This is a genomic window from Streptococcus jiangjianxini, from assembly GCF_040225085.1.
Taxonomy (GTDB): Bacteria; Bacillota; Bacilli; order Lactobacillales; family Streptococcaceae; genus Streptococcus; species Streptococcus jiangjianxini.
Window position 1 is genome coordinate 1 of the sequence record NZ_JBEHGL010000010.1, and the last position, 24253, is coordinate 24253.

General features: G+C 38.0%; 24 protein-coding genes and 1 pseudogene. 2 read left to right on the top strand and 23 right to left on the bottom strand.

Annotated elements, in window-relative coordinates; all coding sequences use genetic code 11:
* Window positions 1–575, top strand: a 575-nt coding sequence (locus ABP870_RS05440) for an IS3 family transposase (RefSeq protein WP_350014448.1), incomplete at its 5' end; no start/stop codon positions are given.
* Window positions 576–683: 108 nt separating this feature from the next.
* On the opposite strand, the gene ABP870_RS05445 is transcribed toward ABP870_RS05440, so the two are convergent.
* The 4 genes from ABP870_RS05445 to cas3 form a co-directional block, all read right to left on the bottom strand.
* A complete protein-coding gene (locus ABP870_RS05445; RefSeq protein ID WP_350014449.1) occupies window positions 684–845 on the bottom strand; it encodes a hypothetical protein in 162 nt (53 codons plus the stop codon).
* Window positions 846–1522: 677 nt separating this feature from the next.
* On the bottom strand, window positions 1523–2938 hold the full coding sequence (locus tag ABP870_RS05450) for a hypothetical protein (RefSeq protein WP_350014450.1): 1416 nt from the start codon (window positions 2936–2938) through the stop codon (window positions 1523–1525).
* On the bottom strand, window positions 2935–3849 hold the full coding sequence (locus ABP870_RS05455) for an ATP-binding cassette domain-containing protein (RefSeq protein WP_350014451.1): 915 nt from the start codon (window positions 3847–3849) through the stop codon (window positions 2935–2937). The genes ABP870_RS05450 and ABP870_RS05455 overlap by 4 nt, the downstream gene beginning before the upstream one ends.
* Before the next feature lie 154 nt (window positions 3850–4003).
* Entirely contained in the window at window positions 4004–6406 is a 2403-nt protein-coding gene (gene cas3 / locus ABP870_RS05460) for a CRISPR-associated helicase Cas3' (protein WP_405054642.1), read from the bottom strand.
* Between the two features lie 534 nt (window positions 6407–6940).
* On the opposite strand from cas3, the pseudogene ABP870_RS05465 reads away from it, so the two are divergent.
* Window positions 6941–7083: pseudogene (locus ABP870_RS05465) on the top strand (IS110 family transposase); the annotation flags it as partial.
* 291 nt (window positions 7084–7374) lie between these two features.
* Here ABP870_RS05465 and ABP870_RS05470 read toward each other — a convergent pair.
* The 19 genes from ABP870_RS05470 to ABP870_RS05560 form a co-directional block, all read right to left on the bottom strand.
* Complete coding sequence (locus ABP870_RS05470; RefSeq protein WP_350014453.1) at window positions 7375–7560, bottom strand: hypothetical protein; 186 nt, start codon at window positions 7558–7560, stop codon at window positions 7375–7377.
* 5 nt (window positions 7561–7565) lie between these two features.
* Entirely contained in the window at window positions 7566–8027 is a 462-nt protein-coding gene (locus ABP870_RS05475) for a Fur family transcriptional regulator (RefSeq protein WP_350014454.1), read from the bottom strand.
* A gap of 68 nt (window positions 8028–8095) precedes the next feature.
* A complete protein-coding gene (locus ABP870_RS05480) occupies window positions 8096–10810 on the bottom strand; it encodes a hypothetical protein (protein WP_350014455.1) in 2715 nt (904 codons plus the stop codon).
* Between the two features lie 554 nt (window positions 10811–11364).
* Window positions 11365–11640 carry an HU family DNA-binding protein gene (locus ABP870_RS05485; RefSeq protein WP_350014456.1) on the bottom strand — a complete coding sequence of 92 codons (276 nt, stop codon included), beginning with the start codon at window positions 11638–11640 and terminating at the stop codon, window positions 11365–11367.
* A 125-nt stretch (window positions 11641–11765) separates the two neighbouring features.
* Window positions 11766–12359, bottom strand: a complete 594-nt coding sequence (locus ABP870_RS05490) for a YpmS family protein (RefSeq protein WP_350014457.1) — start codon at window positions 12357–12359, stop codon at window positions 11766–11768.
* The gene (locus ABP870_RS05495) at window positions 12346–13179 is read right to left on the bottom strand and encodes an SGNH/GDSL hydrolase family protein (RefSeq protein ID WP_350014458.1); all 834 of its coding nucleotides are present in this window, start codon (window positions 13177–13179) and stop codon (window positions 12346–12348) included. Before ABP870_RS05495 ends, ABP870_RS05490 begins: the two co-directional genes overlap by 14 nt.
* Window positions 13172–14011 carry a DegV family protein gene (locus ABP870_RS05500; protein ID WP_350014459.1) on the bottom strand — a complete coding sequence of 280 codons (840 nt, stop codon included), beginning with the start codon at window positions 14009–14011 and terminating at the stop codon, window positions 13172–13174. Before ABP870_RS05500 ends, ABP870_RS05495 begins: the two co-directional genes overlap by 8 nt.
* Before the next feature lie 113 nt (window positions 14012–14124).
* Complete coding sequence (gene recN / locus ABP870_RS05505) at window positions 14125–15783, bottom strand: DNA repair protein RecN (RefSeq protein WP_350014460.1); 1659 nt, start codon at window positions 15781–15783, stop codon at window positions 14125–14127.
* Between the two features lie 15 nt (window positions 15784–15798).
* Window positions 15799–16269, bottom strand: a complete 471-nt coding sequence (locus tag ABP870_RS05510; protein WP_350014461.1) for an arginine repressor — start codon at window positions 16267–16269, stop codon at window positions 15799–15801.
* Window positions 16256–17083, bottom strand: coding sequence for a TlyA family RNA methyltransferase (locus ABP870_RS05515; protein WP_350014462.1), 828 nt, complete (start codon window positions 17081–17083; stop codon window positions 16256–16258). The genes ABP870_RS05510 and ABP870_RS05515 overlap by 14 nt, the downstream gene beginning before the upstream one ends.
* Window positions 17076–17945, bottom strand: a complete 870-nt coding sequence (locus tag ABP870_RS05520; RefSeq protein ID WP_350014463.1) for a polyprenyl synthetase family protein — start codon at window positions 17943–17945, stop codon at window positions 17076–17078. The genes ABP870_RS05515 and ABP870_RS05520 overlap by 8 nt, the downstream gene beginning before the upstream one ends.
* Entirely contained in the window at window positions 17945–18163 is a 219-nt protein-coding gene (locus tag ABP870_RS05525; RefSeq protein ID WP_062709624.1) for an exodeoxyribonuclease VII small subunit, read from the bottom strand. Before ABP870_RS05525 ends, ABP870_RS05520 begins: the two co-directional genes overlap by 1 nt.
* A complete protein-coding gene (gene xseA / locus ABP870_RS05530) occupies window positions 18138–19481 on the bottom strand; it encodes an exodeoxyribonuclease VII large subunit (protein ID WP_350014525.1) in 1344 nt (447 codons plus the stop codon). Before xseA ends, ABP870_RS05525 begins: the two co-directional genes overlap by 26 nt.
* A 163-nt stretch (window positions 19482–19644) precedes the next feature.
* Complete coding sequence (locus tag ABP870_RS05535) at window positions 19645–20631, bottom strand: aldo/keto reductase (protein WP_350014464.1); 987 nt, start codon at window positions 20629–20631, stop codon at window positions 19645–19647.
* A 105-nt stretch (window positions 20632–20736) separates the two neighbouring features.
* On the bottom strand, window positions 20737–21387 hold the full coding sequence (gene trhA / locus ABP870_RS05540) for a PAQR family membrane homeostasis protein TrhA (protein WP_350014465.1): 651 nt from the start codon (window positions 21385–21387) through the stop codon (window positions 20737–20739).
* On the bottom strand, window positions 21371–21850 hold the full coding sequence (locus ABP870_RS05545; protein ID WP_350014466.1) for a DUF1836 domain-containing protein: 480 nt from the start codon (window positions 21848–21850) through the stop codon (window positions 21371–21373). Before ABP870_RS05545 ends, trhA begins: the two co-directional genes overlap by 17 nt.
* A 67-nt stretch (window positions 21851–21917) precedes the next feature.
* The gene (locus ABP870_RS05550) at window positions 21918–22769 is read right to left on the bottom strand and encodes a bifunctional methylenetetrahydrofolate dehydrogenase/methenyltetrahydrofolate cyclohydrolase (protein WP_350014467.1); all 852 of its coding nucleotides are present in this window, start codon (window positions 22767–22769) and stop codon (window positions 21918–21920) included.
* A gap of 62 nt (window positions 22770–22831) precedes the next feature.
* The gene (locus tag ABP870_RS05555; RefSeq protein WP_350014468.1) at window positions 22832–23566 is read right to left on the bottom strand and encodes an amino acid ABC transporter ATP-binding protein; all 735 of its coding nucleotides are present in this window, start codon (window positions 23564–23566) and stop codon (window positions 22832–22834) included.
* The gene (locus ABP870_RS05560) at window positions 23566–24252 is read right to left on the bottom strand and encodes an amino acid ABC transporter permease (RefSeq protein ID WP_350014469.1); all 687 of its coding nucleotides are present in this window, start codon (window positions 24250–24252) and stop codon (window positions 23566–23568) included. The genes ABP870_RS05555 and ABP870_RS05560 overlap by 1 nt, the downstream gene beginning before the upstream one ends.
* Between the last annotated feature and the right edge of the window lies 1 nt (window position 24253).

Below are 24253 nucleotides of genomic sequence, written 5' to 3' on the forward strand. Positions count from 1 at the left end.
ATCTCGTATCTGTTTACCAGCAGACTAGCTTCAAGCCGTGTTCTAAAGGGAAAAATGAAGCACCCATTCCAAATCTCTTAGACAGGCAATTCAACCAAGAAAGACCACTTGAAGCGATTGTAACTGACTTGACTTATGTTCGTGTTGGCAAGCGCTGGGCTTATGTTTGCTTGATAATAGACCTCTATAATCGTGAAATCATTGGTCTGTCAGTCGGTTGGCAGAAGACTGCAGCGCTCGTAAAGCAAGCTATTCAGAGTATCCCTTATGCACTAACCCAGGTCAATCTTTTCCATTCTGATCGTGGCAAGGAGTTTGATAATCAGCTGATAGATGAGATGTTAGAGACGTTTGGCATTACCCGCTCACTTAGTCAAGCAGGATGTCCTTATGACAATGCCGTAGCTGAGAGCACCTACCGGTCTTTCAAACTGGAGTTTATTAATCAAGAAAGTTTTCATTCACTTGAAGAACTAAATCTTAAAACCAAGGACTACGTCCACTGGTGGAATCATCATCGCATTCACGGCAGTCTCAACTATCAAACACCAATGGCTAGGCGAGTTATCGCTTAACAAAAAGCACTTTATAAATTTTGTACAGAAAAGGGTTGCCTTTTCAAATAATAATTTTATTACGATTGATAGCATTGACGTCCCTTTCTATCTATTTACAACCTGTATTCACACCATCATAGCACCTTTAAAAGGCGACTCATGTGTGATAATTTTACAATTTGTATCCACGTTACAAACAACTTCATAGATAGCATCCATAGAAATATTTATTTTATGCTCATCAATTTTTCCATTAGATACTGCACCAATATATACTAGTTCTTCCATCTTCATTCCTCATAAAAACAATTTTTATACCAAATTAATGATACTCTAAAACTTATAAATGAGACAAATATCCAAACTACTCTTGATAAAAAAAGCTGGAATGTTGTGTCACTAAGCAAATGTATATTTTTTACAGTCATTGGTATTGAAATGTACCCATTATTATATACAAGTAACAACAATATCAAAACATAATAAACAGTAAATACAAATAGGTTTTTCTTCAATATCAACAAAAAAGATACAATTATATAACTCATTGCCATTATTTCAAGGATAGTAACGAGATGAAAATTAAGGTATCTAATATATAAATTTCCAGTATAAACATAATTAACAAAACAAAAAAATAATTGTCCTATAGTATAAGAAACTAATTGAACAAGTATCATCAGATTTACCAAGTTTTTTATAATTAAAACCTCATTATTTGTATATATAACCAAATAGTTTTTCTGTATTTGAATGAATTTTTGATTCAATACACTCAATATACACAAAGGAAGTAAAAATATCAAAAATACTTGCTGACTTAACAATCTAAATAACATTGCTTCTTCTGTACTAATCATCCCAAAAGATTTCATATCGACAAAACATAATATGAAAAATGATACAAAAGTAAGTGTTATAAAATTTTTGTTTTTTATTAAAATATTCCTAAAGCCCACTATTTTTCACCCCCTCAATATATCTTTAAAAAAACTATACATATAAGGATCCTGATAAATATCTGGAAACTTGTTCTTTAATATTTGTATAAACTCTCTATCTGTTTCCACATTAATATCATCAAGCATTCTGACTAACTTTACCAAATCCTGTTTGTGATTATTAGCCACCAAAATACCAACTCTTTTTACATAATTATTTTTTGTTATAGGCGATTCTATAATAGTATCCAATTCTTTATTTATGGAATTTGATACTGAACTATTTTCTCCAAAAGTTGCTTCTATGGCTTTTATTTTAAAAACGTTACCGCTACCATCAATAATATGACGAAAGTATCTATTTCCATCAATGTAATTTGGAATAGAGCTCTTCCACATATCAATCATATCATCACAGTTTTTAGATATAATATCTGACTCATGAAAATTTAATTCCGCCAAACTATATATATTTACTATTAAATCATTTTCTTCTAATATATAATTTGGGGGTTGATCTATCAATTTCCACTGAAGAGATGACAAAAAATCTTTCTTGATAACATAAGATTTCACCGAACTTCCACCAAGGTCGATATAATAATCTTGTGTTTTCTCTAAAAGCTTCACTCCCTCCATATACTCTAGGGAATTGATGTTTTTAAAAACAACTTCTCTATTTTCAATATTTCTAACTTGTAATGATGTATTCTCACCACTTACATACAGGCTATACTGGGTCATCTCTAAAATAAATAGACCTAGAAATAAGGTTAAACATGAAATATACTTCCCAATTTTTAGATACAAGTGTTTTCTTTTTAGATATATAGTAAATACTCCCAATAATATAATTAGCATCATCTTACCTAAATTAATAACATTGATGTTACTTAAATTAAAGAGGTACTCATTCATTCCCAGAAAATAAGTATACTCAGTCTGTTTATACGGATTAACCCCCAAAAAATTGTATGCAAATATAAGCAGCAAAATAATCAACGAACTTGTTTTTGAGAATGTATTTCCCAAAAATACTCCAAGCATAATAGCAAATAAATATGCTAGGAGTGTCAAACCTAAACTTTTAAAAGATTCTTGTCCAAGAAAAAAAATTTGGACATACATGCACATGAATAACGGCAAATTAAAAATCATTTGCGCTGATATTAGTTTGGCATATTTAAAAAAATTAGGTATTTTATTAATGACAAATAAACTTCCTCTTTCGCTTTCTGTAAATACCTTAATACCCATAAGACTCATCAAGCTTATCCATGTTAAAAGCACTAAATTCGAAGTTATTTTCATACTAAAATCTTGTTTGTATAAAACATTTGACAGAATAATTATTAGAGCATATATAAATATATACTTCTTAATACTCCTAAATATTTCTTGCATTTGAATTTTAAGAATATATTTCATTTCTATTATCATATATTCAACACCTCTTTTTTGATCCTTAAAAAATAAGCATCTTCTAAATCTGGTGTTACACTATTACCTGAGTTCCCTTCGTCTATAACTTTTAAATAGATTTTATTTTCAAATCGTTTTATGGATATAATTCTCTCCATAATTACTTCTGGAATATTATCACCTTCTCCAATTACAAGTGTCGATATCTTTCCTTTGGCTTCCTCAATAAGCTCATCCACAGACCCAGAATATAAAATCTTCCCACCACTCATTACTCCTAACATATCACATAGAGCAGATACATCAGATATTATATGCGTCGATATGATGATTATTTTATCTTTCTTTATTTCATTTATAATGTTTTTAAACCTCAAACGTTCTATAGGATCTAAACCCACAGTAGGCTCATCAAAAATCAAAATTTTAGGGCTTCCTATTAATGATTGAATAATAGCAACTCTCTGTTTCATACCTCCAGAAAGTGCTTTTATCCTTTCTGTTTTTTTATCAATGAGATTAAATTTATCCAACCAATATACTATTGAATTATCAAGTTCTTCTAATGGTATTTGCTTATTTAATCCTATATAGTATAAAAAATCATATACTGTAAGCATCTCAAAAAATTCAAATCTTTGAGGAACGTATCCAATCTGAGATCTGATTTTACTCAAATCGATTTTTGCATTAAAATCGCCTATAAATAAACTCCCCTTATCAAAGGGTAAAAGAGTTGCAATAATTTTTAATAAAGTTGTTTTTCCAGCTCCATTAGCACCTATCAAGCCATATACTCCTGGCTTTATTTCTAATGAAATATTATCAAGGATTTTTTTTGAACTTCTCTTATATTGATAATTCAAATTACTAATGCTAATCATGTTTATATTCTCATCCTTTCTACAATCCCAAGATTGAACTTTCATAAAATTTTTTTAACTTAGTATTTTTTGACAATAACACTTTATAAATTTTGTACAGAAAAGGGTTGCCTTTTCAAGTCAACCCACTACAGTTGACAATGAGCCAATAAAATTCTAAGGACTTTGTCTTCAATCTGAGCAGCTAGTTTTACTTTTCTTAAAAGATAAAACTAGCTGCTTCTTTTTTTACCCCAATGACCTCGTCATAATACTCTTCTTGTAAAATCAATACTTCCCCATCTAAATAAGATTTGGTTGCAGCCAATAACTCATCACCGTTTCTAAGGTTGACAGTATAGGTCTGCAATTCCTTTAGAAGCTGCTTAATACGAAACCATTCTTCACTTGTTGGATAATCTGTGCTGCTTAAAATATCTTCTAAAACTGGTATTGTCTCTTTGGCTTCACCATAACTTACCAAAACACTGACGCTGTCATCTTTAATGAGATTAATGTTATGACCAGCTGTCTTAAACGACTGTCGCAGTATCGTTTTTGTTTTACCACCAGAAAACTCATTGCAACTGAGATAATCATAACCTGTTTCGTTATCTCCGATAGGGTAATCCATATCATTCTTATGATTGGCATAATATGTTTCAAAAAAGCAATCGTTAAGCGATGCAACATCAATAGGTGAATGGTACTGTCTAATAATAGTTTCTGTCACATCTTTCTTATGCTTGATTTCTTTCAGACGTGATAAGCTTTCTTCATTTTCGGTCAGATTGACCAAAGTGACACGCCCCTTATGACGTTTACCTTCCCTATTACAACGACCACTGGCTTGAACAATGGAATCAATCCCTGCATAAGACCGCACAACTTGTTCAAAATCAACATCAACTCCTGCCTCGATTAACTGAGTGCTGACACAAATCACAGGTATCTCTTTTTTAAGTTGTTTTTTAATTTCCTTAATCACGTCCAAGCGGTGCTGGGGACACATATTGGTTGAGAGTTGGTAGAGCGGACGATTAACTTGATTTTCCAGAATCCGATAAAGGTTATCCACAGATTTTTTGGTATTAAGAATAACCAAGCTTGATTTCTCCTCACTCAATACAAAATCAGCAACTTCAGCAAGACTGGTTTTACCATTAGTCTCATCAAATTTCCAAAGTTCTGTTCGTGTAAATCCTTCTAATTCCTCCGCTGACAATGTGACAATATCTGCCTCATTTGCATAAGAAAGCCGGTGTTTAATCTCATCAGATCCATATGTAGGTTGCGTTGCTGTACACAAAACAATCGTTGCGTTCATCACTTGATTGAGAAAATTAAGAGTTAGGTTAAAGAGCGTCGTCACCTCAACGGGCAAGGATTGGACTTCATCCAAAATAATAACACTATCAATCAAACTAGAAAAGCGACGAATATTGCTAGACTTTGTCTTAACAAGCGTTTGAAAAAACTGTACCATGGATGTCAAAACAACAGGACTATCCCAGCTATCTAAAAGATAATCCGTCAATAGCGCTGCTTTTTCATCACTTTGCTCCTCTTTGGTGGTACTTTCCTTCACAACGTTAGAGTGGTGCTCAAGCACCCCTTCTTCACCGATAACGCCTTTGATCGCGCTAGCATTTTGCTCCAAAACGGATAAGAATGGTGTAATGTAGAAGAATCGCTGTTTACCCTGCTTCGTCATCTGTTGTGTCGCATAGCGCAAGCTAAGATTCGTTTTACCTGCACCTGTCGGCAAATTGAGGCGATAAACACCCGTCGTATCAGTACCACCACGCGCCTTTACACGATCTGCAATTGCAGTACGAATACGATTTAGAGGTGTCTTAGGTTGCCCAAAACTAGCATACAAGTCTTCAACTGATTGCCGATAACCTTGAATGAGTTTTCGTTTTTTAGTCAAGCTGGGTGGTTCTAGAATGAAACCGTAGGCATTAATGGTGTCTAAAATATCCGCGTTTTTAAGCAAGGACAGGTACAATCTCACTATGCAACCCGCATAGAAAGCTTCCTCACTCTCATCTCTAGGTGATAATTTTTCCCACAATAATCGAAAATTGCTCCAAGATCGCTCCAGTAGGTCCTGCAAACAAGGGTACCCATAATCAGATAAGGATGTTTCCAACTCCTCGGCATAATGGAGAACATCTGGGTTAAAAGCGTAATTTTCTCGAGCTTGCATTATCCGCTGAAAAGTTTTGTTATAACTAAACCTTTGAGCGCTCTGACCGTCGTCAAATGGGATATCATACATGCCATGATGGGCCGCGATAACATAGGTTATGGTGTCTTTAAAAAAGGAGCGTTTTTTATCAGCGAATGCTGCTTTCGGAAAAATCTGAGCCATCATACCATAGAGATACTTGGCACCTGCATAAGAATGGTCTACCTGCAAGTTAGGCTTCTGACAAAGCTTAGTTTGAAACAAAGGATCAGATTTTCCTAGGTCGTGATACAGGCCTAAAAGAAAGAGAATATCCCCTTGTCCAATTGATGAAGCACTTTGTCTAGCATCAACAGCCACGTTGAAAGAGTGTTCCTTCAATGTCTGCTTTTGATTCATTTTTTGATTGTAATGTGCCCACATATTCATTATCCTCACGGTTAAAATTGTTACCAACATTGTACAATAAAAACGTTTTCATTTCTAGATGTTAAAAAAATAATACAATAATCGACAGGGTTGCATCTGAGCCGAATAAAAACAGCAGCTATAAGCGACTGTTCAAGGTTACTCAGCGATTGATAAGATGTCCCAAATCCATAGACACGATCAAATTTAAGGATAATGAGAACGACACCGTTAAGCCGTATCGGATTTATTGCCCTTTAATGACATGGCGAACCACGTTAGTTTCCAAAAAGCGAAAATAAGCTGCTGTCGCCATTGGCTAATCTTGTCCGATATAGATAATTGTTCTACTACAACATCTCTACGGAGAAATCTCATCAAGCATGAGTCTGAAACACCTTTTTATCTAAGATTCTTCTAGTCTGCTTTACACCAATCTAGTGAATATACCATACCAATAGCATCCTGTGGCACTGTTTTTGTTTTATCTCACTCTAAAGCTCTACCTCTCCTTCATGCTCGATTGCGTATCTTTAGGTAAGCTTCACCAGTTAATTTCATCAAAAACGAAAACGACAATCGCAAGTGCCTTCAACTAAGCCACTTACGATTGCCGATGTATATGTCTCATTCGAACGATATATTACCTCGTAATTCATAACAAACGTTACGATTATCCTTTTACCCAAAATCACTAAAGCCATTCATACCCTACTGTTATATCATCTTATCAAAAAATCACAAAATAAGGTGTTGTTTTGGCATGTAGTTTTAAGACTCATCAGACCTCAAAAATGAGACAGCTGCAGATCATTGACAGCTGTCTTGAAGATATTTGCTATCTTAACGCCTGAATACACTTGACAAAATAGTAGAAAAACACCCCTAATCTTAGATATTGCGTCTAGCGTTAGGGGTGCGTCGCTCTCTAGTTTATCAATCACTACAAACCATGAGAATAAGCCAATATTGTCTATACTTATTTCATCTTAAAATAGGGAGTCATCTTCTAAATCGTCCTCTTCTTGACATCGCTCCTCTTCCGTTTTGGACGGTACTTCCTCTACCTTAGCATTAGGATCTGGCTTAAAAATATTGAACACTTTAACTAAAGCAACAGCTTTTACAATTGAAAAAGCAAGTAGAATGAGGGCAATAATTTGAATAGATGACATGTTTCTTATAACCTTTCTGCTTGTTCTTTTTGACAATTGCTACAAATACCGTAAATCATAAACTGACTCTTAGTAATTTTATAACCTGTTTGAGAGGTTGCCTCTCGAGCAATATCCGGCAATTCGATTTCCAAATCACTGATTTTTCCACAAATCTCACAAATAACGTTAATATGGTCATGTCCCTTATAATCAAAATAAGTGGTTTGATCATTGGTCACTTTTATCTCTGATACAAAACCCTCATCAACCAAGACACGGAGATTATTATAAACAGTTGCCAGACTGAGATTGGGATAACAGAGACTCAAATCCTTATAAATTTGCTCAGCACTAGGATGGTGATTAGCAGCAATCATATACGCTAAAATCGCTTTTCTAGACTCAGTAATGCGACTGTGTTTTTTACGAAAATGCGCTAGAACAGCCTGATATTCTGCTTCTAACTCTTCAGTTAAGTCAATCATTACTTTTAACCTTTCACCTTATCATTTTTTACTATATGTTATCGCTTCGTAACAGGAAACATTATCGTTTAGTGATCTCTTCTCAGAAAATAAAATCCGACCAAACTATAGGCAATAATCATGACAACCATTAACAGATGAACTAGCAGCGAACCTAAGTCATCCTTCTTTTTGATAGAGAAAAAATTGTCTACTGTTCCATCAAATAGGCCTATATCACCATCATCTCCAACAGTAACTTTTCTAGCTTCTGCTAAATGTTGCGATTTATCATTAGTCATTGGCTCTAATTCAGATTGGTCAAAGAAGGTAGCATTCCTCCCCTCTGAAGAATAAACCGAATCACTAAAGCGTTCTAACACTTTTTGAGCTATTTTGACTGACACATCTAAGTTACTCGAAGTAGAGGTTGTAGGAACTCTTGTTACATTAAACCATCGGTCTTGCGTTTGACTACTATTATCTTCAGAAGTAGCGAGTCCAACCTGCATTATCTTTGAAGTCTCTCTTTCCAAAACAGGAGACTCAATCACTTCCATTTCTTCCTCTGAACGGCTATCCGTCCGATCAGCAGCTTCACTATCTGGTACAGTGTCTAAAAGAAGATAACTAGCAGGAATAAACTCCTCACCACTATCATCATCACTATTATCAATAGAATCCTGCGGAGATGGAAACTCCTCTACATCATCTGCAGTTATTGGGTGCTCAGAATCATTATTCGGAAGAGTACCAGGTAACTCAGGTGAAAGAGGAGACTCGCCTTCAAGCAAGCCATCGTCTATAGGGGAGGATTCTTCGGAACCGTCGTTGGGAGCCTGAGGCTCCGGAAACTCCTCTACATCGTCGGCAGTTATTGGGGCTTCAGAATCTTTATCCGGAAGAGTACTAGGTAACTCAGGTGAAAGAGGAGATTCGCCATCAATCAAGCCATCGTCTATAGAGGAGGATTCTTCAGAACCGTCGCTAGGATCCTGAGGAGAAAGAGGTTCCTCTACATCATCGGCAGTTATTGGGGCTTCAGAATCTTTATCCGGAAGAGTACCAGGTAACTCGGGTGAAAGAGGAGACTCGCCTTCAAGCATACCATCGTCTCTAGGCGAGGATTCTTCAGAACCGTTGTTGGAATCTTGAAGCTCCGGAAACTCCTCTACATCGTCGGCAGTTATTGGGGCTTCAGAATCTTTATCCGGAAGAGTATCAGGTAACTCTGGTAAAGGAGAAGGCTCGCCATCAGTCAAACCATCATCTATAACTGAAGAATCTTCAGAACCGTCGCTAGGATCCTGAGGAGAAAGAGGCTCCTCTACATCATCGGCAGTTATTGGGGCTTCAGAATCTTTATCCGGAAGAGTACTGGGTAACTCGGGTGAAGGAGAAGGCTCGCCATCAAGCAAACCATCGTCTATAACTGAAGAATCTTCAGAACCATCGTTGGGAGCCTGAGGCTCCGGAAACCCTTCTACATCATCTGCAGGTATCGGGTGTTCAGAATCTTTATCCGGAAGAGTACCAGGTAACTCGGGTGAAAGAGGAGACTCGCCATCAATCAAGCCATCGTCTCTAGGGGAGGATTCTTCATGGTCGGTAGGATCTTGCGGAGGCGGTGAGATAGTCAAAATATACTCATTTTGGGCACTTTGACCATCAGAATCTTTGACGGAAATCCGCACTCGATAATCCCCGGGATTACTTAGTTGCACTGAAGTCGTACCATCTTCTAAACTAGTGATTTCACCTGTGGATAGATTTTCATACGATAAGGTTTCAATACGTGTTGTGTAGCTATCACTATTTGAAAAATCATCTTCCTTATCAAAGATGGTGACTGCCGACAATAAATCAACAACCTCATCAACTTTTGCTGTAACTGTTTCCGTAGCAATGTCAATAGTAGGTGCCGTATTTATAATCCAATCACTAACAGTGGCATACAACTTTTCTGAATACGTAGCTGTCACTGTATATAAACCCTTTTGAAAAACAGATATTTGCTCTTTCGTCACAGGAACATAAAGGGCAATTGAGCCATTCTCATTTTGAATAGATTTAACAACAAATGTGCTATTTCCCATTTGAGACTGATGAACATAAGGCTGCCCTCGCCAAGTGTCTGTGACATCATCATAAGTGATTAGCAGGTCGTGTCTGTTATCTCTTTCAACCAATATCCCTTCAGTTTCAGAATAATAGCTAGCCCCTGAAAATTCAAGAACGACAGCTTTCACATTTGGCGACATTAATAAAGGAATATCAGATCTAGTTGTTGAAATGGGAAAATTAGCTAATGCTATTTTTGTGGGATCACTAGCAGCTTCTTGATCAAAACCAACCGCGTTCCACAAATCAAATTGACTCACTTCTTTATCTGTTATCGTTTTTGTATCTTGAACAGAGGATCCACTTACTAAGTCTGAAGCATCACTTGTTTCAGCAGTATGTTCAGCTAGTGTTTGATCGGCTAATGAGCTCTTATCATCACTCCAAACCTTCTCATCAGCGTCAGCAGTCGACTCAAGGGTACTATCTATCGTTTTAGAAATATCCTGATTAGTTCTGTTCTCAAGATGGCCTTCTTCCGAATTATTTGAAATTACCGTCTCACTCATTACAGAAACAACAGACTCATCTGACTCTGTTAACTCATCTGCATACCCTTGCCCCGATATCATTCCCGCTGAAAGAGCTACCATCGTAAATAATGCAGCAAGGCTTCGAGTGGTTCTATATTTTCCAAAACATAACGGCAACACAAAATTGGAACGAGACTTTTCTCCCTCCATACAACCGTTTACCTCCTGCTTATTTCGTTTGTCAGCCAATAAATTGCGCTTCTCTCTTCTTTAGTCTCATCATTATAACGTATTTTCTCCAAAAATACTACGGAAACAGTCTATGACTGCGCCTTCTTTCCACCAAAAAACCAGAGCAGTTAAACTAGTTAAACTCTTTAGATGATAACAAAAAAGACGGCAATCGTCTATCTTTTCACAACAAAAAACAGTAGCTTAATTCAGACCAATTCACTCCATTTGACCTTACAGAAAGCAAATAAGTAGCTTTAAAAACCAATCCAGACGAATCTTATCAGCCGCATCTTTCACCATACCGTGATCTGTCATCTAGCTGAAAACAATATCTCTTTAACAGCTCTTAGGGACCGTGAAGTCCCAACATGGGTGCCAAGACCTCAACACCACCCCATCCCACGTCACCAAGAAACTCAAAGAAAATATGGCTGAAATCTTGAAAAAATACTGATTCTATGTCCTAAAACATAGAAAAAGCCTATTGCACAACGTCAAAACATTGATACAATAAGCTCTTTATTATTAAATTATTTTACAGCGTCTTTAAGTGCTTTACCAGCTTTGAATGCTGGAACTTTTGAAGCTGCGATTGAGATTTCTTCACCAGTTTGTGGGTTGCGGCCTTTACGAGCTGCACGTTCACGAACTTCAAAGTTACCAAAACCGATAAGTTGTACTTTATCACCTTCTGCAAGGAATCCTTCGATTGCTTCGAACACTGCATCAACTGCTGCAGCTGAATCTTTCTTAGTCAATTCTGTTGCTTCAGCAACCTTTGCGATCAAATCTTGTTTATTTGCCATTTTGAACAAATCCTCCATAAATTTTAAGCTTAATGCTTATTAACAGTCTCTATCATATCGGAAAAACCTTATAAGGTCAAGTAATTAACGCTCTTATGGATGTTATTTTCCCATTTTTCATACCTTTAAGGTTCTTTAAATAAATCAAAACTTATTCGATCATTTGCTAAGTCAAACTCGGTTGCTTTGGCATAAAGACCATTTGACAATTTAATATCTTTCAATGACAAAATGATTTCAGATTTCTTAGGTTTTATCGCGAGAAACTTAGGAATATCATAAGCATTTGAAATATAACTCAAGATTTCCTTCTTTGGTAAGGTTAGAGTACCAGCAGAGACGGAGGTTACTTCTAGTTGAACATCACCATTCTTTAAAACGTAAGGTGCAAAGTAAACGTAAAGCGGGATTTCATAACCTAGTAATCGATAGGAACCTTGAAAAAGAACCTGACTTGAGGTCGTGTAAAATTCATACTTCAATCCCTTGGTTTGATAATCTTCCAAAAAAGCAGCTGCTGTATTATTCAACTCTTCTCTTGTCGTGACAAAAGTCCCAGCTTTTATGGCCGTTGTCTTGTCTTTTGACTCTGATTTTTGACTGATCTTTTGCTCACGAGGTTGTATGACTCGGTAACCAACAACACCCACAAAGGCTAGGTTCATCGCCAATAAAATCAGGAAGAGATACTTCCATAAACTAAGCTCATTTTTTTTCATGTGTTTGACTTATCCTTTCCATGATAGCATCTGCCATGATACCATAGCCAGTATTGTTGGGATGAAAGTGATCTTCTGTAAAGAGAGCATCATTGACAACAGTTGTTTGATCACCTGATACTGACACAACACCTTCTTTTCCATCAACCCCTTTATATAATTGATCATTAATACCGACGAAATAAACCTTATCATACTCGGTTGTTAGTTTTTTGGTTCCAAGATTCCACTGATCAACAATATCTTGCATTTGGGTCATTTCAGGGAAATTGAGGTAAAAAGGATTATAGATACCAACCACATAAATGGGTAAGTCTGGATTTTCTTTCCTAGCTAAATCAATAATCTGTCTAAGATTTTTTTTGTAAGTCTTTGAACCAACTGTAAAGCTTCCCTCATTTAGGTGATCCAAATTCTCTCGAACCACTTTCATAACATCGTTGCCACCAACTGTCAAAGTCATGATATTCGCAGTCTTTAAATTGTTTTGAATCGCTTTTTGTTTCTTCATCCGATTCAAAATCTGCCGACTGGTATTCCCTGAAATCCCATAATTACTAGTGACCGTTCGATAGCGGTAAGTTTCATCCAACCGTTTGGCTAAGAGAGGCACAAAGCCGCCTTGGTTGGTTGTATCACCAACGCCTTGTGTCAATGAGTCTCCAATAGCTAACAAATGGAATTTTTCCTGCTTTTCCTTTAAAAAATCCGACTTCTTCAGTTGAGCATTTGAAGCTGGAAACAAGAACCAAAAAATAAGGGTAAACACTAAAAGACTTGCCAAAAATACAGCAAGTCCACTTTTAATCGTCTTAGTCATAGCGCACTAACACCGCAAAAGCATCCTCACCCGTGTGAGTTTGGATAATGGATCCCGTCTCTAAAACAGAGATTTCTTGATTGACAAAAGCTTGTAATTTTTCTTTCAATGCTAGAGCGAAATCTTTCTTTCCTGCATAGGAAATACCAATTTCTGCAATCGGATGACCCTCAACGCTAGCCAGAAAACTATCCAACCACTTAGTAAAGGTTTTAGCTCCGCGTCCTTTAACAATCGGAACAAGTTCATGATTTGTCATTTCCATGACAACACGGATATTTAACAAGGAGCTCAAAAGCCCTGTCACACGCCCAATGCGACCACCTTTAACCAGATTTTCCAAAGTTGACACACCAATATAAAGTTCCGTTTTCTGGCGAACCTGTTCGATGCCAGCTAGGATTGCCTCCAAACTAGCGCCTTCTTTCGCAAGTTTAGCCGCTTCGACAACTTGAAATGCCATGGCTTGATCAGTAAAGCTAGAATCAATAACGGTTGCATCAACGCCAGCAATCGTTGCTCCTTGTCGAGAGGCCTCTACAGTTCCAGATAAAGAGTGAGATAAATGAATAGACACAATGTGATCGGCACCTTCTGATACCAAACCTTCATAAACCTCCGCAAAGAGTCCTACTGGTGGTTGGCTTGTTTTGGGCAATGCCTTTCCAGACTTCATCAATGAAAGAAACTTTCCTTCTTCTTTTAAGTCAGCATCTGAGAAAACTTCACCATCAATCATTACAGAAAGCGGAACAACAGTAATATCCAATGCTTCTACAATGCTTTGTTCTATTGTAATAGAGGAATCTGTTACGATTTTTATCTTACTCATATCAAAACCTGTTCTAATCTTATTTTCTTTATTCTGTGAACTACATTATATCAAAAAACGATCTGTTTAGGAACCGTTGACGCTCCTTGAGCAGTCATCAAGCGGTGAAAACCTTATTTTCGAAGCAGTTCCTTGGCCTGCTCACGCGCTGAAGCAGTCACATCACTCCCAGCAATCATTTTAGCAATCTCTTCAATTCTCTCTTCTTGCGTAAGAAGTCGCACAGTAGATACCGTTGACGTTTCATCACTTTCTTTGGAAATATAAAATTGATAATCTGCTGCTGCAATAACTTGTGGTAAATGTGAAATAGCAAGAACCTGCCCATGACTGCCGATTTTATAGATCTTTTGAGCAATCGCTTGAGCAACGCGTCCCGAGACCCCAGTATCCACTTCATCAAAGACAATACTGGTCTTATCTTCTTTACGGGAAAAGGCAGATTTAATCGCTAACATAAGGCGGGATAACTCTCCACCAGAGGCTACCTTGACAAGCGGTTTAAATCCTTCTCCAGGGTTGGTTGAAATGTAAAACTCAACCAACTCATTGCCCTCTTTACTGAATTTTCCCTTGTCAAATTGCACTCGAAAGTCTGCCTTCTCCATATACAGCTCTCTTAGTTCAGCCTTAATCTCTTGTTCAAGTGACAAGGCAATGTCATGTCTTGCTTCAGATAATTTCGCAGCAGCAACTAATAGATCTTTCTCCAAACGGCGAAGATCCTTCTCTAAACTTTCTGAGCTACCATCATTACCAGTCAAGAGATTGTATTCCTTAGTGATATTATCCAGATACTCCAGAACATCGTCCACACTACCGCCATATTTACGCGTAATAGTGTTTAAGACATCTAGACGTGCTTCAATAGCTAACAAGCGTCCTGCGTCAAAGTCTAAATGATCAACGAGGTCACCCAACTGCTTAGTCACATCCTCTAAAATATAGTAACTCTCAGAAAGATGGAGTGATAAGTCTTTGTAGTCTGGATCAAACTCTTCTAAGGTCACGAGGTCATTCATAGCAGAGCGAACATTTGACAAACTAGACATTTCCTCGTTATCAAGCATGGTATAAGCATTGGTCAAGGTGTCAGCAATCTGTTTGTGATTCATCAACTTATCACGCTCTTGAACCAATTTGTCATCTTCACCTGACTTGAGGACTGCTGCCTCAATTTCTGCCATTTGAAATTCTAACATCTCGATGCGAGCTTTATGCTCACGTTCATTCTTTTGCTGCTCAAGAACTCGTTTACGTAATAAACGATAGGCTTCAAAGGTTTCTTGATAAGTTGCCTTGATGCCAGAAAAATCAGCGTCACCAAATTCATCCAACATACGGATATGCAAACTTGGTTTCATCAATTCTTCCTGATCATGCTGCCCATGAATATCCACCAAATGTTGTCCAATTGACTTCAAGGTTGTCAGATTCACCATCTGACCATTGACACGACTAACGCTACGACCATTTTGGAAAATATCACGCCGAATAATGAGGTCATCTTCAAAATCAATGCCATTTTCTTCCAAAATGGCAACCAATTGAGGACTTTTTTCCACTGAAAACAAGCCTTCGATTTCAGCTTTTCGCTGTCCGTGTCGTATCACTTCTGTTGAAGCACGCGCGCCAAGCATCATGTTCATAGCATCAATGATAATAGACTTACCTGCACCTGTTTCACCAGTTAAGACTGTCATTCCATTATCAAAAGTCAATGAAATCTCCTCAATAATAGCAAAGTTTTTAATGGAAATTTCTAATAACATGACCTTCCTCGTTTTCTATTTTTTTCTTATCCAACTTCGAAACGTTCCTGCAAGTTCTCGAGCGTTCTCTTCAGTTGTCGCAATCAAAAGCAAACTATCATCGTCACCAATTAAGCTAAAAATCTGATCAGCATAATCCTCTAAAATCAGTCGTTTTAAATATTTTGTCGATCCAGGAACCACGACAATATTAATCATATCAGCAATCTCCGACTGCCCTAGAGTCACTGTCAAGATATTCTCCTCAGCTGCACGTTGCAAGGGGCTCATGTAACGTTTAGCAGCTTCGTTCGATAGGCCATAGACATAGCCACCACGATTGCCTTTTACCTTAATAATACCAATGCTGTTAATATCTCTAGAAACCGTTGCCTGAGTTGCTGTAACTCCCTTTGACTCTAAAATCGTTACCAATTCTTGTTGTGTTTCAATTTCTTGTTCAGTAACAATTTTTCGAATCAACTCTAATCGTTCATTCTTCCGCATTTTTCTTAAATTCCTCGTGTGCTCTCGCAACAACCTGACCAATATCAGCTGATACTAGCGTTTCAGGTGTCGCTGATTTTTCCATATAGGCTAAAAATTCAATATTACCGTGACCCCCCTGGATTGGTGAAAAATCGAGTCCCTTAATAGTAAATCCGTAATCCACTGCAAAAGTAGTCACTTTTTCTAAAACTTTTTCATGAACAGCCTTGTCTTTGACGATACCTTTTTTGCCAATCTGCTCACGCCCCGCTTCAAATTGCGGTTTAACAAGAGCAACTACCCGACCGCCATCAACTAAGATATTAGCTAGCGCTGGCAAAATCAAGTTGAGCGAAATAAAACTTACATCAATACTGGCAAATGATGGTAAACCTTTCGTGAAATCTTTCGTTTCAGCATAACGAAAATTGTACTGTTCCATCGAGCACACACGCTCGTCTTGACGTAATTTCCAGACCAATTGGTTGGTTCCCACATCAACAGCATAGACCAGTTTGGCACCATTTTGTAGCATGACATCGGTAAAACCACCTGTCGAAGCACCAATATCAATTGTTGTCGCATCCTCAACTGAGATATTAAAAACTGTCAAAGCTTTTTCTAGTTTAAGCCCACCGCGGCTGACATATTTGAGCTTTTCACCTTTTAGTTTCAACTCAGTACTATCATCAATTTTCTCACCTGGTTTATCATAGCGTTGACCATTAACGACATTAATGACTAAGCCTGCCATAACCCCACGTTTGGCTTGTTCACGTGTTTCAAAAAGGCCTTGTTTATAGGCTAACACATCCACTCTTTCTTTAGGCATGAAGTCGTAACCTTTCTATGATGGTCATCATGCCATCAGCTTTAAAGACTGTTTCTTCTTCCATTTTTTGAAAAATTGCTACTGCTTGATTTAGCGAATTTTCCAAAACCTCATAAGATTTACCCAAGCCCAAAAGAGCTGGATAAGTTGACTTAGCAGCCTCGAGATCTTTATTAGGCGTTTTGCCTAAAGCCTCAAAATCTGCTGTAACATCCAAAATATCATCACGAACTTGAAAGGCCAGACCAATTAATTGACCTGCTGTGCTTAAATCTGCAATGATCCTATCCGATTGTTTGGTAATGTGACCAGCCGCGATAAACGGAAAAGCCAAAAGAGCACCTGTTTTGTTGGCGTGAATCAACTGAACTTGCTCAAGTGTCAAACTCTGACCTTCACCTTTCATATCAAGCATTTGCCCACCAACCATACCAAAAGTACCTGACAAACGGGACAGCAGCTGTATCAACCTGATTTTAATGTCATTATCCAAATCCGCTTCAGCAATCAAGCCTGAAGCGTCCAAAAAGAGAGAGTCAGCAGCCAAAATAGCCGTCGCCTCATCGAATTTTTTATGGTTGGTCAAACGTCCCCGTCTATAATCGTCATTGTCCATAGCAGGCAGGTCATCATGAATGAGACTGCCCGTATGAATCATCTCAAGAGCTGCTGCCACATCAAAATGTGCCTTTGTTAATTCGAGACCAAAACCATCCAACAAATCTAATAAAATTCTCGGACGAATCCGCTTGCCACCGCTGTCAATCGAATAAAGGATAGCCTCAATCAACTCCGGTGACACAACATCTTGACTCTGATAATAAGTGCGAATAGCTTGATCAATTTGCCACATCTTATCCATTAGGCATCCATTTCCACTTCTGTTCCGTCTGGCTGCATAACTTTAACCAGCGTTTTTTCAGCATCCTGCAAGGTTTTTTGGAGTTCTTTAGACAAAAGCATGCCTTTTTGAAATTGTTCAATAGCTTCTTCTAAAGGCACATCTCCATTTTCCAATTGAGCCACAATAGTTTCCAACTCTTTTAAATTATCTTCAAATGTTTTTTTCTTGCTTGGCATTTGCTACCTCTACTTCTATCTGACCATCTTTCATTTGAATGGAGAGATGGTCTCCTTTTTTGACGTCACTAATACTTGTAATGGCTTTTTGGTCTTTTTGGACAATGGCATAGCCACGCGCGACAATCCTAGTTGTATCAAGCGATAAGAGCGTTTCTTGAACCTTTTCAAATCGACTAATCTTGCTGTCATAAACACTCGTCGTGTTTGACATGAGAAGTCGATTTAATATGGCTAGACGTTCATCATATCGATTTATTTTTTCAGACAATCCTGTTGTCAAGAATCGTTGCTCTAACAGTCGTTCTTGTTGCTGCGCATGATTGAGTTTATTAACCATTAACTGTGTCAAACGGCTGGTCAAATGGTCTAACTTTTGAGAAATACCATCATAAAGACGTTCAGGTTGTCTAAAAATAACGGACTGTCGTAGTTGATTCAAACGGTCTTCTTGCCATTTCAACTGTCTAAGACTAGCCTGATAGGCCCGCTGCTGACGTTCACCAATCCAAGCCAAAACATCTGCTTTGCTAATTGGCGTGGCCAATTCAGCTGCTGCTGTTGGGGTAGCCGCACGCCTATCTGCCACAAAATCAGCCAAAGTTGTATCTGTCTCATGTCCGACACTTGAGATAATAGGTAACCGCGATTCAAAAATAGCTTCTACAACAATTTCTTCATTAAAAGCCCACAAGTCTTCAATAGAACCACCACCACGCCCAATAATCAAGAGATCTAGATCCTCTCTTTGATTGGCCTTGGCGATGTTAACTGCCACTTCCTGAGCAGCACCATCTCCTTGAACCTTGGTCGGAAATAACAGAATTTCAACTCCAGAGAAACGCCGCGAGATGGTCGTGATAATGTCTCGAATAACGGCACCACTTGGACTAGTCACAACCCCAATCTTTTTAGGAAATTGAGGTAGAGGTTGCTTATGTTTATCATCAAAATAACCTGCTGCCGTCAGTTTCTTCTTAAGTTGCTCAAACTGAAGAGCCAAAGCACCGATTCCATCGGGCTCTGCTTTTTCAATGATAAGCGAATAAGAACCGCTAGGCTCATAGAGTTGGACACGACCAATAACATTAATTTTCATGCCTTCTTCAAGGTCAAATCCTAACTTTTTGAATTGACCTGCCCACATGGTAACCTGTATAACCGCATGCTCATCTTTAAGCGAAAAATACTGGTGATTGGGACGACGTCGAAAGTTAGAGACCTGTCCAGTCAAATAAACCCGCTCCAAATACGGATCACGATCAAATTTCAGCTTAAGATACTTGGTTAAATGACTAACCGTTAGATAATCCGACATCTGCTCCCTTTCCATTTTTATGCAAAATTCTTTATTCATTATACCATTTTTCAACCAAATAAGCAGAAAAATCAAGCAGAAGAAATCGACAAAAAAAGTTAGAAGCACTGTTGTAGTAGAACACTCCTAACTCTATTTTTAATCATCTTTTCGATAACTCTATCTATAAGGCACCCACAATAGCATGAGGTTGGTAGCACTCATCCAAATAAGACACCTCTTCTTCTGTCAAATAAACATCAAAGGCACCCATAAAATCGTCCAAGTATTTCTCTTTAGTCACACCAACAATAGGTGAATGAATGCCTTTTTGCCATAACCATGCTAGGGCGATTTGCGCTCTAGAAACAGCTTTTTTACCTGCTAACTCTGCAACTCGCTCTACAATAACACGATCTTGATCTTCTGTAGCATCGTATTTGGCATGCGCAATTTGATCTGTTTTACTCCGCGCTGTATCTGCTGTCCAATCTCGAACAACACGTCCAGCCGCCAAAGGACTATAAGGCACTAAGGCAACGCCATAATCGTTACAGAATGGGATCATTTCACGTTCATCTTCACGGTAAAGCATATTGTAATGGTTCTGCATAACTGAGAAGGTTGTCCATCCATTCTTTTCAGCCACATATTGTGCTTTTTGGAATTGCCAAGCATACATGGCTGAAGCACCGAGATAATGAACTTTACCAGCACGCACCAAATCATTCAAAGCTGCCATGGTTTCTTCAATCGGCGTATGGTAATCCCAACGGTGAATATATAAGATATCAATATAATCTGTTCCCAAACGTTTTAAGCTGGCTTCTACTTGATTAAAAATAGCCTTACGAGACAAACCTTTGGTATTTGGACTATCAGAGTGACCATCGCCGAAAAAGAGTTTGGTAGCAATAATCACCTCATCACGCTTAGCAAAGTCAGCTAGGGCGCGACCTAGATATTCTTCACTAGTCCCTTGGGCATAGGTATTGGCTGTATCAAAAAAATTGATTCCCATATCCAGAGCTTTTTTGATAATATGACGACTGTCTGCTTCATTAAGTAACCAACCAGAATGAAAACCAGTGCTTGCATCTCCGAAACTCATACAACCCAAACATAATTTTGACACTTCAAGGCCTGTATTTCCCAATCTTGTGTATTCCATCATTAACCTCCATTTATCTAATGTGAACCTATTATACACCCTAGAGTCAACTCCAAGTCAAGCGTTTTCATGATAAAACAAAAACAATCAGATAATATCCGACTGTTAAAGCATATAAAAGACGATAGCTATGTATTGCAAGGCTGAAGCTAGAAGGATAAAGAGATGCCAAATCATATGAAAATAAGGTTTTTTCTTAGCGTAAAAGAAAGCTCCGACCGTATAAGATAAGCCCCCTGCCAGCATGAGCAGACCAAAAATAAGATTAGTCTTTTGAATAATGGCTGGGAGAATAAAGACAACTAGCCAGCCCATAAATAGATAAAGAGAAAGACTAAATGTCTCATTAATATTCTTAGCCAAAATTTTATAAAGAATCCCAAAAATGGTGGCTCCCCACTGTAAAACGATAATGGTAAGACCAAGCCAACCGCCAACCAAGGATAGGGCTACGGGTGTGTAAGAACCCGCAATAGCGATGTAAATCATACTATGGTCAATAATCCGCAAGACGTATTTTTGCGGCGTTCCATAAGTCATCGAATGATAAACCGTTGATGACAAAAACATCAAGAAAAGGCTGATAACAAAAATGGACATCCCTACTGCTGCTGTCGCATCATAGACTTGGTAGGCCCTAATAGCTGTAACAGGTAGAAGACCTAGCATAACGGCTGATCCCACCCCATGCGTGGTAGCATTGGCAATTTCTTCTCCAAACGATAACGGATGATTTAATTTAAAGGTTTGATTCACTGTTTTTTCCTCCCAACTCAATTGTCAATAAGCGAGCCTTATAATAAGACTTTACAGCCAAACAAGAGTAAGCAATAACTTCTGGCACTTCTGCTTCTTCATTCATACAAGTGGCAAACCAATTGTATAACTCTTCCGAGCTATAGTTCTGCTTCAAAATACTTAAAGTTTCACCAATTTCTTGCAAACTAAAAACATTTTTCAAAAAAGCAATAGCAATTAAACGGGCTACCTGATGACGTTGGTATTTTTTCTTAAACGGCTTTTCCAAATGACCATGCTTGACATAATTGTTTACCATAGAAGAGGTAATCCCTTTAGCATCCCTATCAACACATGTCTGACTGACCTTATTAACATAGTAAAGCACTTGGTCTAAATAGAGGTCCAACTCTGGTAACTCTTTCCATAGCGGTATTTTTTCTAATTTTATTTCTTCAAAAATATTATATCTAGTTTTCATAACTAGATTATATCATTTATATAATTTAAGACAAGAAAAAACCTTGCCCACAGACAAGATTTCAACTTTATTTTAGAGTGGCTAATGCAGCCTCGTAAGTCTGCTCTAATAACATCGTAATCGTCATAGGACCAACACCACCAGGAACTGGCGTTATCAGATCAGCTATTGGTTTTACTGCTTCAAAATCGACATCCCCCGATAGTTTTCCATTCTCATCGCGATTCATGCCCACATCAATAACAACCGCACCTGGTTTGACATAATCAGCTGTGATGAATTTTGAGCGCCCAATAGCAACCACCAAAATATCTGCTGTCTTGGTAATATCAGCCAAATTTTTCGTTCTAGAATGTGTTGAGGTTACGGTAGCATTAGCTTCTAGGAGAAGAGCAGCCATCGGTTTACCAACGATATTGGAACGACCAACAACAACCGCATTTTTTCCTTCTAGATCAACGCCATAAACTGCGAACATCTTCATGATACCAGCCGGTGTGCAAGGAATCATAGCTGGTTTTCCAGACCACAAACGACCCGTATTAACATGATGAAAACCATCAACGTCCTTAGTTGGGTCAATTGCTAGGACAACTTCTTCCTCATCAATGTGATCTGGCAGGGGTAACTGCACTAGAATCCCATGAAAACGATCATCTCGATTGTACTGGTCAACCACATCCAGAAGCTCTTTTTGAGAAATATCTGCTGATAAACGAACTGTTTCACTGAAAAATCCAGCCTTTTTAGCAGAACGTTCTTTATTTCTAACATAAACTTGACTGGCAGGATTTTCTCCGACCAAAATAACCACCAAACCTGGAACAAGTCCCTCTTTTTCCTTTAAGCGAGTAACTTTTTCAGCCAATTCAGCCTGCATCTTTTGGGCCAAGCCCTTACCATCAATCAATCTTACCATCATACACTCCTATACTTTTTGACCATTATACCAAAAAGCTAGGCCGATACCTAGCGTCTTTTTTATAATACTTTACTCAAGAAATGTTTCGTTCTATCTTCCTGAGTATTTTCAAAGATTTGTTGAGGTGTGCCATCTTCTACGATAACGCCACCATCCATGAAAATAACGCGGTCAGCTACCTCACGCGCAAACCCCATTTCATGTGTCACAATAACCATTGTCATTCCAGACTTCGCCAAGTCTTGCATAACGGCCAAAACCTCTCCAACCATTTCGGGATCAAGAGCTGATGTTGGCTCATCAAAAAGTAAAACATCTGGATCCATAGCCAATCCACGCGCTATGGCGATACGTTGCTGTTGCCCACCCGATAAACTGGACGAATAGGCATCTGCTTTATCACGAAGACCAACTTTATCTAGGAGTTCAAAAGCTTTTGCTTCTGCTTCACTCTTTGATAAGCCTTTTGTTTTCATTGGCGATAAAGTGATATTTTCTAAAATACTCATATTTGGGAAAAGGTTAAATTGTTGGAAAACCATTCCCATTTTCTCACGCATCTTGAAAACATCATTCTTTTTATCAGTAATGTCTATACCTTCAAAAGTAACACTACCTTTAGTTGGTATTTCTAGTAAATTCATGGTCCTAAGAAATGTTGATTTTCCTGATCCAGAAGGACCAATGATAACCACAACTTCTCCCTTGTGAATGTCTAGATTGATTCCCTTTAACACTTCATTTTGGCCAAAGTGTTTATGCAAATTCTCAATTGAAATTAATGTCTCTGTCATTATAGTGTTCCTCCATTACCCATTCGTTTTTCAAGGATTTGCAATAATCTAGACATTGCTGTTGTGATCATTAAATAGTAGAATGCCGCAAACAAGAGTGGTTCGACAGGAATATAGGTTGCTGTTACTACAGACTGCGCACCATTCCAAAGTTCCATTACCCCAATGGTTTGTAAAAGTGAGCTATCCTTGATGATGGTAATAAATTCATTCCCCAAAGCCGGCAAGATATTTTTAATCGCTTGAGGCAAAATAACATAACGCATAGCGTTTTTAGGCTTAATACCTAGTGAGTAGGCTGCTTCCAGCTGTCCCTTTGGTACAGACTCAATACCAGCACGAACAGACTCCGAAATATAGGCGCCACTGTTCAATGAGATAATAATAATGCCAGGCAAAAGACGGCTAAAGTCCATATCTAAGACACCAAAACCAACAGTCGGTGCTCCGCTAAAATGCATCCAGGCAAATGCAATCATAATTTGGACTACCATAGGAGTCCCCCGAAATACCCAAACATAAAAACTGGCTAGCCAAGCTAAAGGCTTAAAGGAACTCCTTTTTGAAAATGCCACTAAAATACCAATAATGGTTCCAAAAAAGACAACACAAGCAGAAATCATAATGGTGACTATGACACCGTAGTTAAAATAAGCCCAATACTTGGGAAGGAAAGAAAAATCCATA

Bases quoted from the DNA above. Each gene is read 5' to 3' on its own strand.
- ABP870_RS05555 (WP_350014468.1), bottom strand. From the start codon at position 23,566: ATGACAGAGACATTAATTTCAATTGAGAATTTGCATAAACACTTTGGC.
- ABP870_RS05525 (WP_062709624.1), bottom strand. From the start codon at position 18,163: ATGCCAAGCAAGAAAAAAACATTTGAAGATAATTTAAAAGAGTTGGAA.
- ABP870_RS05470 (WP_350014453.1), bottom strand. From the start codon at position 7,560: ATGTCATCTATTCAAATTATTGCCCTCATTCTACTTGCTTTTTCAATT.
- ABP870_RS05500 (WP_350014459.1), bottom strand. From the start codon at position 14,011: ATGAGTAAGATAAAAATCGTAACAGATTCCTCTATTACAATAGAACAA.
- ABP870_RS05445 (WP_350014449.1), bottom strand. From the start codon at position 845: ATGGAAGAACTAGTATATATTGGTGCAGTATCTAATGGAAAAATTGAT.
- ABP870_RS05480 (WP_350014455.1), bottom strand. From the start codon at position 10,810: ATGGAGGGAGAAAAGTCTCGTTCCAATTTTGTGTTGCCGTTATGTTTT.
- ABP870_RS05545 (WP_350014466.1), bottom strand. From the start codon at position 21,850: ATGAAAACTAGATATAATATTTTTGAAGAAATAAAATTAGAAAAAATA.
- ABP870_RS05515 (WP_350014462.1), bottom strand. From the start codon at position 17,083: ATGCCTAAAGAAAGAGTGGATGTGTTAGCCTATAAACAAGGCCTTTTT.
- ABP870_RS05495 (WP_350014458.1), bottom strand. From the start codon at position 13,179: ATGACTAAGACGATTAAAAGTGGACTTGCTGTATTTTTGGCAAGTCTT.
- ABP870_RS05550 (WP_350014467.1), bottom strand. From the start codon at position 22,769: ATGGTAAGATTGATTGATGGTAAGGGCTTGGCCCAAAAGATGCAGGCT.
- ABP870_RS05510 (WP_350014461.1), bottom strand. From the start codon at position 16,269: ATGCGGAAGAATGAACGATTAGAGTTGATTCGAAAAATTGTTACTGAA.
- xseA (WP_350014525.1), bottom strand. From the start codon at position 19,481: ATGTCGGATTATCTAACGGTTAGTCATTTAACCAAGTATCTTAAGCTG.
- ABP870_RS05535 (WP_350014464.1), bottom strand. From the start codon at position 20,631: ATGGAATACACAAGATTGGGAAATACAGGCCTTGAAGTGTCAAAATTA.
- recN (WP_350014460.1), bottom strand. From the start codon at position 15,783: ATGTTATTAGAAATTTCCATTAAAAACTTTGCTATTATTGAGGAGATT.
- ABP870_RS05450 (WP_350014450.1), bottom strand. From the start codon at position 2,938: ATGATAATAGAAATGAAATATATTCTTAAAATTCAAATGCAAGAAATA.
- ABP870_RS05485 (WP_350014456.1), bottom strand. From the start codon at position 11,640: ATGGCAAATAAACAAGATTTGATCGCAAAGGTTGCTGAAGCAACAGAA.
- ABP870_RS05475 (WP_350014454.1), bottom strand. From the start codon at position 8,027: ATGATTGACTTAACTGAAGAGTTAGAAGCAGAATATCAGGCTGTTCTA.
- ABP870_RS05520 (WP_350014463.1), bottom strand. From the start codon at position 17,945: ATGGATAAGATGTGGCAAATTGATCAAGCTATTCGCACTTATTATCAG.
- ABP870_RS05455 (WP_350014451.1), bottom strand. From the start codon at position 3,849: ATGAAAGTTCAATCTTGGGATTGTAGAAAGGATGAGAATATAAACATG.
- ABP870_RS05560 (WP_350014469.1), bottom strand. From the start codon at position 24,252: ATGGATTTTTCTTTCCTTCCCAAGTATTGGGCTTATTTTAACTACGGT.
- ABP870_RS05490 (WP_350014457.1), bottom strand. From the start codon at position 12,359: ATGAAAAAAAATGAGCTTAGTTTATGGAAGTATCTCTTCCTGATTTTA.
- cas3 (WP_405054642.1), bottom strand. From the start codon at position 6,406: ATGAATATGTGGGCACATTACAATCAAAAAATGAATCAAAAGCAGACA.